Source organism: Pseudochrobactrum sp. Wa41.01b-1 (assembly GCF_019464455.1).
Lineage (GTDB): Bacteria > Pseudomonadota > Alphaproteobacteria > Rhizobiales > Rhizobiaceae > Pseudochrobactrum > Pseudochrobactrum saccharolyticum.
Map to the genome: position 1 here is coordinate 2,434,727 of NZ_CP080493.1, position 11,853 is coordinate 2,446,579.

The 11,853-nt window shown below is 52.9% G+C and carries 7 protein-coding genes; 4 read left to right on the plus strand and 3 right to left on the minus strand.

The genetic code is table 11. The features are described 5' to 3' along the window. Positions 1-149: 149 nt before the first annotated feature. Positions 150-1,646: a glycerol kinase GlpK gene (gene glpK / locus K1X45_RS11350; RefSeq protein WP_220158867.1), complete on the plus strand. Its 1,497-nt coding sequence runs from the start codon at positions 150-152 to the stop codon at positions 1,644-1,646. Then, positions 1,647-2,111, plus strand: coding sequence for a GNAT family N-acetyltransferase (locus K1X45_RS11355; protein WP_220158868.1), 465 nt, complete (start codon positions 1,647-1,649; stop codon positions 2,109-2,111). It begins immediately after the preceding gene. A 146-nt stretch (positions 2,112-2,257) separates the two neighbouring features. Here the strand turns inward: K1X45_RS11355 and K1X45_RS11360 are convergent, their stop codons facing one another. Then, positions 2,258-4,687 (minus strand): PBP1A family penicillin-binding protein, encoded by a 2,430-nt coding sequence (locus tag K1X45_RS11360; RefSeq protein WP_220158869.1) that lies wholly within the window; start codon positions 4,685-4,687, stop codon positions 2,258-2,260. A gap of 344 nt (positions 4,688-5,031) precedes the next feature. Here K1X45_RS11360 and K1X45_RS11365 point away from each other — a divergent pair, with 344 nt between their 5' ends. Then, positions 5,032-6,120, plus strand: a complete 1,089-nt coding sequence (locus K1X45_RS11365) for an acyltransferase family protein (protein ID WP_255560399.1) — start codon at positions 5,032-5,034, stop codon at positions 6,118-6,120. A 42-nt stretch (positions 6,121-6,162) separates the two neighbouring features. Here the strand turns inward: K1X45_RS11365 and K1X45_RS11370 are convergent, their stop codons facing one another. Then, positions 6,163-6,783 carry a ribonuclease D gene (locus tag K1X45_RS11370; RefSeq protein WP_220158870.1) on the minus strand — a complete coding sequence of 207 codons (621 nt, stop codon included), beginning with the start codon at positions 6,781-6,783 and terminating at the stop codon, positions 6,163-6,165. Positions 6,784-6,865: 82 nt separating this feature from the next. Next, positions 6,866-8,257: a dipeptidase gene (locus K1X45_RS11375; protein ID WP_116086257.1), complete on the minus strand. Its 1,392-nt coding sequence runs from the start codon at positions 8,255-8,257 to the stop codon at positions 6,866-6,868. Between the two features lie 497 nt (positions 8,258-8,754). On the opposite strand from K1X45_RS11375, the gene polA reads away from it, so the two are divergent. Continuing rightward, a complete protein-coding gene (polA, locus tag K1X45_RS11380; RefSeq protein WP_220158871.1) occupies positions 8,755-11,697 on the plus strand; it encodes a DNA polymerase I in 2,943 nt (980 codons plus the stop codon). Positions 11,698-11,853 lie beyond the last annotated feature (156 nt).

The window sequence follows — 11,853 nt, forward strand, 5'->3', positions numbered from 1 at the left end:
TAGATTTTAAAATTTGCAAGGCGTGTTTAAATTTGGCACTGAAACATTTAGCGTATTCCGAAAAGTGTGCAGCGGTTTTCGGGAGAAGATACGCGGACAAGCAAATGCACATAATTTCAGAAATATGTTTTTGGGAATCGGAGATATTTATGTCGAAACTGATTTTGGCAATCGATCAGGGTACAACATCCAGCAGAGCCATTTGTTTCGATCAAAACCATAAGATCACCGGTCTCGGGCAAAAGGAATTTACGCAGCATTATCCCAAATCCGGCTGGGTCGAGCACGATCCGGAAGAAATCTGGCAAAGCGTTGTCACGACCTGCAAACAGGCCGTTGAAAATGCCAGCGCCAGCATGGAAGATGTGGCAGCAATCGGCATCACCAATCAGCGTGAAACGGTGGTGGTCTGGGATAAGACAACCGGTAAGTCGGTCTATAATGCGATTGTCTGGCAGGATCGTCGCACGCAAAAAGAATGCCTGAAACTGAAAAAACAGGGCATTGAGCCGCGTATCCGCCGCAAGACAGGCCTGTTGCTTGATCCGTATTTCTCAGCAACCAAACTGGCATGGATTCTCAACAAAGTGTCCGGTGCGCGTAAAAAAGCGGAGAAGGGCGAGTTACTGTTCGGCACAATCGACAGCTTTCTGATCTGGCGGCTGACCGGCGGTCAGGTTCATGCCACCGATGCCACCAATGCTTCCCGCACGCTGCTGTTCAATATTGCCAAGAATGAATGGGATGAAGAACTGCTGAAACTGTTCAACATTCCGCGTAGCATGCTGCCGGAAGTGAAAGACTGTGCCGATGATTTCGGCGTGACGAAGGCAGATGTTCTGGGCGTGGAAATTCCGATCCTCGGTGTGGCGGGTGACCAGCACGCGGCAATGATCGGTCAGGCTTGTTTTGCCAAAGGTATGTTGAAGGCGACTTTCGGTACCGGTTGTTTCGCTTTGCTGAATACGGGCAAGGATAAAGTTCTGTCGCGCAATCGTTTGCTGACAACTATTGCCTATCGTCTGAACGGCGAGGTGACTTATGCGCTGGAAGGTTCGATTTTTGTTGCCGGTGCTGCAGTGCAATGGCTGCGCGACGGTTTGAAAATCATTAAAAATGCAGCGGAATCCGGTGAACTGGCGCTCAAAGCCGATGAGACGCAGGATGTCTATCTGGTGCCTGCTTTTGTGGGCTTGGGCGCTCCCCATTGGGATGCAGAAGCGCGTGGCGCGATCTACGGTTTGACGCGCAATTCAGGCCCTGCGGAAATCTCCAAGGCTGCATTGGAATCCGTTGCTTATCAGGCGCATGACCTGCTTGAAGCAATGCATAAAGACTGGAAAACGGATACCAGCGATATTGTTCTGCGGGTTGATGGCGGCATGGTTGCCTCCGACTGGACGATGCAAAATCTGTCGGACATTCTCAACGCGCCGGTTGATCGTCCGGTCATTCTGGAAACCACGGCGCTGGGTGCGGCATGGCTTGCAGGTATGAAAGCCGGTCTCTGGGGCGATATGCAGGCTTTTGCCAAAGACTGGCAGCAACAGCAGCGTTTTGAACCGCTGATGGAGCCTGCTTTGCGTAAACGCAAAATCAACGGCTGGCATAAGTCTGTGCGCAGCACGCTCAGAGCGAAGCAATAAATGCTGATAAGGGCGGCGACAGCGAAAGATGCTGCGGAGATTTGCACGGTTCTGCGCCGCTCAATCACGGAGCTTTGTGCTGCGGATCATCAGAATGATCCGCAGATTTTAAGCCAATGGCTTGCTAATAAAACAGAAGACAATCTGCGGACATGGATTGCGCGCGAGGGGCAGATCTATTGTGTTGCCGAGATTGACGGGCGGATTGCCGGTGTTGCTGCTGTCTCGGCAACAGACGGTGTTTTGCTGAATTATGTTTCACCGGATTATCAGCATCGCGGTGTCAGCAAGGCTTTGATGGCGGTATCTGAAGGCTGGCTGAAGCAGCAAGGGCAGGTTGTGAGCCGTCTGACCAGCACGGCCACAGCAAAACAGTTTTATGAAAAGCTCGGTTATTTACCCGAGGGCGATGCCAAAACGGGAAGGTCGGGCATACCGTCCTTCCCGATGAGTAAAGCGCTATAAGCATTTCCAGCAAAAGTGCGAAGCGCTTCCGCAGGAAAATCAGTTCGCCGGACTGATTTCTTTTCCTGCTGCGATGCGTCGGATAATGCGTAAAAACAAATAGACAGAGCGTTCCTACGATTCATCCTTAACTGGAACCGCTCTGATTATTCCCCGTTACCCATAATTACATCGAGCAATGTGGTGTTTTTGCGCACGGGTTGTCCGCCGACATCACCTTGCGGGCGGGGGCCGTCATAGGCCGGATCTCCGGCCACCGGCGGCGGTGCATTATTGCCCTGCGGTGCTTGCGCCGGATAGCCGGAATTGTCCGGCAGAGGCGTCGGATAACCTGAATTATCCTGAACCGATGGCGCTGTATTTCCAACCGGCGCAGGGTTTTCCTGTACGGAGATCGGCGGTTGCGCAGGCTGACTTTGCTGAGACGGCAATTGCGCTCCGTCAGGCTGGCGCGGTGCACCGGGAGCTGGTGGCCAGTAAGTCTCATCATTTTCCGGTAAGGCAGGATAGCCGCTACTGCCTGATGCAGGCGGCTGCTGGCCGATACTGGCCGTTGCATCCGGCAGCTCGTCGCTACCACCCGGCAGTACATTCTGAATTTCATAAGTGCTCGGCAGATCGGCAACCGGCACGCCTTTGTGGGCGGCAGTCATGAAGGTTTTCCATGCCATTGCAGGCAGGCCGCCGCCGGTGACTTTCTTGGTCGGTTTGCCGTCATCATTACCGAACCACACGCCGGTGGTCAGATTGGCCGTATAGCCGATGAACCATGCATCACGCGAGCTCTGGCTGGTGCCGGTTTTACCCGCAGCCGGCCAGTTACTGAATTTGGCACGTTTTGCCGTGCCGTCTTCAACTGTGCGGCGCAGCATGGCATTCATCATGCCCAGCACTTGCTCGGTAATAATCCGTTGCTGTTGTTCAGCCGGATAGTCATAGAGCACCTTGTCGTCACTGCCGGTGATTTTGGTAATCATATGCACCGGTGCGCGATAACCGCCATTGGCAAAAGGCACAAAAGCATCGGTCAGCTCCATCAGCGTGACTTCCGATGTGCCGAGTGCCAGTGAGGCATTGGTGGTGAGAGCGGACTGAATACCGAAACGATGGGCAGTATCGACCACGGCCTGCGGGCCGACTTCCATTACCAGCTGCGCAGCAACCGAATTGAGCGAGTGAGACAGAGCTGTTGCCAGCGTTACTTCGCCGAAATATTTGCCGTTATAATTGCTTGGTGTCCATTTGCCGATGCGCACCGGCGCGTCATTGCGGACGGAGTCCGGTGTGCGTCCCTGTTCCAGTGCTGTCAGATAGACGAATGGTTTGAAAGTGGAGCCGGGCTGACGGCGGGCTTCCGACGCGCGGTCAAACTGACTATTGGCATAATCATAGCCGCCGATCATCGCTCGCACGGCTCCGGTACCATCAATCGAGACGAGGGCGCCCTGACTGACATCCATTTTCTTACCGTTCTGCGAAATCAGATCGCGAATGGCCTCTTCACCAACCTTCTGCAAATCCAGATCAACGGTGGTGTGGATGGTTACGTCGCTTTTGGTCTCGCCGATCAGCTTCGGCAGTTCAGACAATACAGCATCTGCAACATAATTTTCCGACCCTGACCAATAGGCAGCGGCACGTGTCGGCGGTTCACTTTCGGCAATAGCCTGTTCTTTGAGGCCGATCATCCCCTGATCGCGCATCGCTGCCAGCACCAGTTTGGCGCGGTCATTGGCAGCTTTAGGGTCACGGGCAGGCGAGAGGCGTGACGGTGCTTTCAATAAGCCTGCCAGTGTGGCGGCTTCGGTGAGGTTCACATCCTTGGCAGATTTATCAAAATAGCGCCGTGAGGCGGCATCCACGCCATAGGCACCGGAGCCGAGATAAACACGGTTGAGATACATCTCAAGAATCTGGTCTTTGGTGTAAGTATGCTCCAGCCACAAAGCGAGCATCACTTCCTGCACCTTACGTTCCAGTGTTCTGTCCGGTGAAAGAAACAGATTCTTGGCCAGCTGCTGGGTGATTGTAGAGCCACCCTGAACCGCACGACCTTTGGTAATATTGGTAAAGACGGCGCGACCGAGACCAATCGGATCAACACCATAATGGGAATAGAAACGCCGGTCTTCGATGGCGATGACTGCCTGCGGAATGAAAGGCGACATTTCCCGTAAGCCGATAGCCTCGCCACCGGTTGTGCCGCGATTGGCGATCAGCTTGCCGTTCACATCAAGGATTTTGACATTCGGCGGACGGTCAGGAATGGCCCAGTCGCTGGTCGGCGGCATTTTGGCCGCGATATAAATCACCACACCGGCAAGGGCGATACCGCCCCACAGCATCAGGACAAATGACCAGTAGAACAGACGACGCAGCCAGCGGAAAGAACCGGAGGCTTGCTCGTGCTTTTTTGATTTTCGGGAAGCGCGTTCAGGACGCGGTGCACGTTTTTTGGACGCGCTGCCATTCACACGGTCACTCTCATCAATACGCATTTCATCTTTATTGGCAGGCGTCTCTGGCTTTCCGAAGGACGGTTCTATGCGTCGGTCTTTTGAATCTCTGGAAGCCATATGCGTTGGTAAACCTGCTTAAAAAATTGAATAGCTGTGCTTTGCACCGTAATTGAGGCAGTTTAAAGAGCAGTAAAGTTTTGCTAACAGTATAATGCTGTCATCAGGGCTTTGAAATTATGCTTTGTATTCAAGAATGTACTTAAGAGCGCATCCCGAAAAACGTGCAGTGGTTTTCGGTGAAAGATGCGCGTAATAGCAAATGGATAGAGCATTTCTAATATTCTAATTGAAACTGGAAATGTTCCAGCATCATTTGATGCAGGCTGCACACGAAAATACTATTCAGCTTTTGTGATATTTCATTATAGAAAACAGGTTAAACTGGTTCAGATAGGTATAGCGTGACACAACGGATTGACTGGGTCGATATCGCCAAAGGGATATGCATCATTTTTGTTGTGATGATGCATTCAACGCTGGGTGTGGAAGAGGCCGCCGGTCAGACCGGCTGGATGCATTATGTGGTCGCCTTTGCCAAACCATTCCGTATGCCTGACTTTTTTCTGATTTCCGGCCTGTTTCTGAGTGCGGTGATCGACCGGCCGTGGCTGCGCTATCTTGACCGCAAAGTCGTGCATTTCCTGTATTTCTATGTGCTGTGGCTGACTATTCAGTTTGTTTTTAAAGCGCCGGGTATCATGGCTGAGGGCGGTGCTTCCGGTGTTGTTAGTGCTTATCTGATGGCTTTTATCGAGCCTTTCGGCACGTTGTGGTTTATTTATATTCTGCCGTTTTTCTTTCTGGCGACACGTTTTATGCGTGATGTGCCACATTGGCTGGTATTGACTATGCTGGCCATTCTGGAAATTCTTCCGATCCATACCGGCTGGATCATGATTGACGAATTCTGCTCGCGCTTTGTCTATTTCTATGCCGGTTATGCACTGGCACCGCAGATTTTCCGTATGGCCGAATGGGTAGCGCGCAACAAAATGATTGCCGTAACCGGCCTGCTGCTCTGGGCTTTTGTCGAATATCAGATGGTGTTCACACCTGTGCCGGAATTCGGCCAGTCGCTGCTGAGCGGACAGGCATGGCAGGCGGGCGGTCTGGGCGGCTACAGCGAATTGCCGCTGGTCTCGCTGTTCCTCGGCTTCCTCGGCGCGCTGGCGATTATCAGCGTATCATCGCTGCTCGCCTGTTTAAGTTCAGCGAATATTGTGCATCGGGTGCTGAGTTATCTGGGCGCACATTCCATCGTTGTGTATCTGGCATTCTTCCTGCCAATGGCTGTCACCCGCACAGTGCTGCTGAAAACAGGTATCATTACCGATGTCGGCACGATTTCGCTGCTGACTATGGCGATGGGCGTGATCCTGCCGGTCATTCTCTATGTGCTGATTGATAAAACCGGCTACGGCCGCTTCCTGTTCGCACGGCCGCAATGGGCGATTATAGACCGCAGCGGGACTGTTCCGGTGCGTGTATAAAACAGATCATAAAAAAGCCCGCTTAAAGCGGGCTTTAAATTTTTAAGCGTGGGCAAAGATGTCCTGTTCATCCCAGCCCATCAGATCCAGCTCTGCGCGGGTTGGCAGGAATTTGAAGCAGGCTTCGGCCTGTTTTTCACGACCATCACGTGCAAGGCGATATTCCAGAACCTTTTTCAGACGATGCAGATAGAGAACATCGGACGCTGCATATTCAAGCTGCGCCTGAGACAGAGTTTCTGCTGCCCAGTCGGAGGACTGTTGCTGTTTGGAAATGGATACTTCCAGAAGCTCCGAGCAGATTTCTTTCAGGCCGTGGCGATCCGTATAGGTACGGGTCAGCTTGGAAGCGATCTTGGTGCAGAAAACCGGCTGCGGCATCACGCCGAATGTATGTGCCAGAACAGCCAGATCAAAACGGCCGAAATGGAAGATTTTAGTGATCGAGCGGTCTTTGAGCAGTTTGACCAGATTAGGGGCTTTTTTCAGCCCCTTCTCGATCTGAATAATATCCGCGGTGCCATCGCCCGGTGAAATCTGTACGACACACAGACGGTCACGCAGAGGATTGAGCCCCAGCGTTTCCGTATCAATAGCGACGGAATCTACCTGATAATTATCAAGATCAGGCAGATCGTTTTTATGAACGCGGATAGTTGTCATTGAAAGTTCCGTTATCTTATTTCTTTGAAAGTGCGGCGAGAATGCGCGCCCCTTGGCGGCACTTGCCGCCAAAATTCTGGCCTCACTTGGCGGCAAGTGCCGCCAAAATTCTAGCCCATGAGCGCTGCCCTTTATGGAAGGAGGACAGCTCGTATTTTTCATTCGGGGAATGGATGCGGTCATCCTCAAGGCCGAAGCCGACCAGCAGGGAGTCCATGCCGAGGAATTTGTCGAAGTCACCGACAATCGGAATAGAACCGCCCATGGCAATCAGAACCGCAGGATTTGGCCATTCGTCCGACAAAGCCTGCTTGGCCTGTGTCACCAGCGGTGAATCATAGGAAAGCTGGATAGCCGGTGAACCGCCATGCGGGTGGAATTCCACGCGGCAATCGGCAGGCAAACGGGCTTCGACAAATTTGCGGAAATTGGCGCGGACTTTATCCGGATCCTGCTTATGTACGAGGCGGAAGGAGACTTTGGCGGAAGCTTCCGCAGCGATCACGGTTTTGAAACCTTCACCGGTATAGCCGCCGATCATACCGTTGACTTCGGCAGTCGGGCGCGCCCATGTCTGTTCCAGAACACTGCGACCCTGCTCGCCCGACGGTACGGAAAGACCGATAGGGCCGAGGAAATTCTCAGGAGTACGGCCAAGACCTTCCCATGATTTGAGAATTTGGCTCGGGGTTTCTTCCACGCCGTCATAGAAATCTTCTACGGTCACGCGACCGGTTTCATCATGCAGGTCAGCGAGAATTTTTGACAGCACATGCAGCGGATTGGCAGCCGCGCCACCGAAGAAACCGGAATGCAGGTCGCGGTCAGCGGCTTTAATGGTGATCTGTTCACCCACCAGCCCGCGCAGGCCAACGCAGATCGCCGGTGTATCACGGTTCCACATCGAGGTGTCGCAAACCAGAGCCACGTCGGCTTTGAGCTCTTCTTTGTGGCTGTCGAGGAATGGTTTGAGCGATGGTGAGCCGGATTCTTCTTCACCTTCAAACAAGATGGTCACTTTGACCGGCAACTGGCCGTGGACTGCTTTATAGGCGCGGCAGGCTTCGACAAAAGTCATCAACTGGCCTTTGTCGTCGGATGTGCCGCGACCGGTCAGGATTTTGCGTCCGGCTTCAACTTCTTTAACGGCAGGATCAAACGGGTCATTTTCCCAGAGATTCAGCGGGTCAACCGGCTGCACATCGTAATGGCCGTAAAACAGTACATGCGGGGCATCTGCCGTTGCGCCTTCATGATGGGCAACAACCATCGGGTGACCCGGTGTGTCGCGCACACTTGCATCAAAGCCAATGCTCTTCAGATCTTCTACCAGCCATTCCGCAGCTTTGCGGCAATCGGCTTTGAAAGCCGGATCTGTGGAAATGGATTTGATGCGCAGAAGATCAAACAGATGATCGACACTGTGGTCGAGGTTCTGATCGAGGTGCTGAAGAACAGGTTCAAGTGCTGACATGTTACCCTCATGAAAAAGCATGCTTCGACTCGCAAAGCATGAATGTGTTTTTAAAGTCCGGACGGTTTTAGCGTAAATGGCCGGAGACTGTACAGGGATGATGTCGGGCATTTGCTGTAAAAGTGGGAACGGCTTTTGCGTAAACTCAATGCACAGCAATAAATGGCAGTTGTTGTCTTTAACCGGAAAAGCAAAAGCCGTTACGGTGAGGGGAACCGTAACGGCTTGTAATAAATGGTGGCAGCCAGAGGGGGGGGAGGCTACCACCCCGGTTTTCCGGCGGGGGACATGCCGAAAAACGGAAACCGACAATGTTGTCGATAGGGCTAATGTGGCCAGAAAAAGTGGCAATACAAGGGCTGAAACGCGGCGTGTCAGTCACAAAAAAGTTATTGCTTATAGGGTGCCGGACAGGGCGGAAGATAAGCGAGGATTATTTCGTAACGAGCGATATGGCGTGATTTCTTTTTTCGCTCTTATGCTTTACATCTTTTACCATGAAAAAAGGTGATCATCTCTTCCTCGTCGACGGCTCCGGCTATATTTTCCGCGCATATCACGCCTTGCCGCCACTCACCCGCAAATCAGACGGTTTGCCGGTTGGTGCAGTGTCCGGTTTCTGCAACATGCTGTGGAAGCTCCTGAAAGATGCGCGCAATACGGATGTCGGCGTGGTGCCGACCCATTTTGCGGTTATCTTCGATTATTCGTCACAGACTTTCCGTAAGGAAATCTATCCGGAATATAAAGCCAACCGTACTGCCCCGCCGGAAGATCTGATCCCGCAATTCGGCCTGATCCGTCAGGCCACTCATGCTTTCAACCTGCCTTGCATTGAAAAGGAAGGCTATGAGGCTGATGATATTATCGCCACCTATGCGCGCCTTGCGGAAGAGGCCGGTGCGACAGTCACGATCATCTCATCCGATAAAGACCTGATGCAGTTGGTGACTGAACAAGTCTCGATGTATGACGGCATGAAGGACAAGCAGATTTCAATCCCTGAAGTGATTGAAAAATGGGGCGTGCCGCCGGAGAAGATGATCGACCTGCAATCACTGACCGGTGATTCAACCGATAATGTTCCGGGTATTCCAGGCATCGGACCCAAAACTGCCGCGCAATTGCTGGAAGAATTCGGTGATCTGGATACGCTGCTTGCCCGTGCTTCCGAGATTAAACAGAATAAACGCCGCGAGAATATTATCGCTTTTGCGGATCAGACCCGCATTTCCCGTCAGCTGGTGACATTGAAGAATGATGTGCCGCTGGAGGTCGATCTCGATGGTCTGATGCTGGAACCTCAGGACGGACCGAAGCTGATCGGCTTCCTGAAGGCGATGGAACTGACCACGCTGACCCGCCGTGTGGCTGAGGCCACAGATACGGTTGCGGCGGAAATTGAGCCAATTACTGTGGAGACAGAATGGGGCGCGGAAGCACGCGGCCCTGATCTTGATCGCGGCACAGATGTTGCTGAAACTTCCGCACCGGAAAAAGTAGCCGCGACTATAAGTGCAGAACACAGCGGCCAGCTGATGCGGCCGCAGGCTCTGGTGGAAGCGCGCAAAGCGCAAGGCACTTCTGACAAGATCGATCATTCTGCTTATGTCGGCATTACCGATATTGCGGTGCTGAAAGACTGGATCGATCAGGCGATTGATCAGGGTTTTGTGGCTTTTGACACCGAGACAACTTCGCTTGATCCGATGCAGGCCGAGCTGGTCGGTTTCTCGCTGGCCTTGGCGGCAGGCAAAGCCTGTTATGTGCCGCTGACGCATAAATCCGGTCAGGGTGATCTGCTCGGAGGCGGGCTGATTGAAGGGCAAATTCCGCTGAATGCAGCCCTTGCAGAACTAAAACGGCTGCTGGAAGACCCGTCAGTGCTGATTATTGCCCAGAATATGAAATATGACTGGCTGGTCATGCATCGTCTCGGCATTAATATTGCGCGTTTTGATGACACGATGTTGCTGTCCTATGCGCTGGATGCAGGCACCGGCACCCATGGCATGGACGTACTGGCAGAGCGCTGGCTTGGGCACACAACAATCCCTTATAAGGAAGTAGCGGGTACCGGAAAATCGGCCGTGACTTTTGACATGGTGCCGATTGACCGCGCTATCGCCTATGGTGCGGAAGATGCCGATGTCACATTGCGCCTGTGGCAGGTGCTGAAACCGCGTCTGGCGGCCGATGGTATGGCCTCAGTTTATGAGCGGCTGGAACGCCCGCTGGTTGAAGTGCTGGCACGGATGGAAGAGCGCGGTGTCAGCGTTGACCGCCAAATTCTCTCGCGCCTTTCCGGTGATCTGGCGCAATCGGCTGCGGCTATTGAAGATGAGATTTATACGCTTGCCGGTGAAAAGATGAATATCGGCTCACCGAAGCAGCTTGGCGATATTCTGTTTGGCAAGCTCGGCCTGCCGGGTGGTTCAAAAACCAAGACCGGCCAGTGGTCGACATCTGCGCAGGTGCTGGAAGATCTGGCGGCGGAAGGCCATGAGCTGCCGCGCAAGATTGTGGACTGGCGCCAGCTTACCAAGCTCAAATCCACCTATACGGATGCATTGCCCGGTTATATTCACCCTGAAACTAAGCGGGTGCATACATCTTATTCTATGGCGGTAACGACGACAGGACGTCTGTCTTCGTCAGAACCGAACCTGCAGAATATTCCGGTGCGCACCGCAGAAGGCCGTAAAATCCGCACAGCCTTTGTGGCGCCGCAGGGCAAAAAGCTGATCTCTGCCGACTATAGTCAGATTGAACTGCGTGTACTCGCGCATGTTGCGGATATTGCGCAGCTGAAAAAAGCCTTTGATGACGGTATCGACATTCATGCGATGACGGCCTCTGAAATGTTCGGCGTACCGGTAGAAGGTATGCCGTCTGAAGTGCGCCGCCGCGCCAAGGCGATTAATTTCGGTATTATTTACGGTATTTCGGCCTTCGGTCTTGCCAATCAGCTGTCTATCCCGCGTGAAGAGGCAAGTTCTTATATCCGTACCTATTTTGAGCGTTTCCCCGGTATTAAGGATTATATGGAAACGACCAAGGCTGCCGCGCGCGAACAAGGCTATGTCGAAACTATTTTCGGCCGCCGTATTCATTATCCGGAGATCAAAGCCAGCAATCCGCAGGTGCGGGCGTTTAATGAGCGTGCGGCGATTAACGCGCCTATTCAGGGTTCGGCGGCAGATATTATCCGCCGTGCGATGATCCGCATGGAACCGGCACTGGCAGATGCGAAGCTCGATGCGCAAATGCTGTTGCAGGTGCATGACGAACTGATCTTCGAGGTTGATGACGCGCAGGTTGATGCGACCATTGAAGTGGTGCGTGAGGTGATGGTCAATGCGGCAATGCCGGCTGTTTCGATGGCTGTGCCGTTGCAGGTTGATGCCAGAGCCGCGCAAAACTGGGATGAAGCGCATTGATCTTATGCAGTTAATGCAGTAAGAGGCACCAGAACATGTTGCAGAACTCCGGTTTTGCAACATAAGCGCCTTGAAAAGCGAAAGACTGGTCTGCTGTGCGGAATAGATTGTAACAATCGCCCGTTGCAGGTTGACCTCAATGTCATTCGCCTTTAC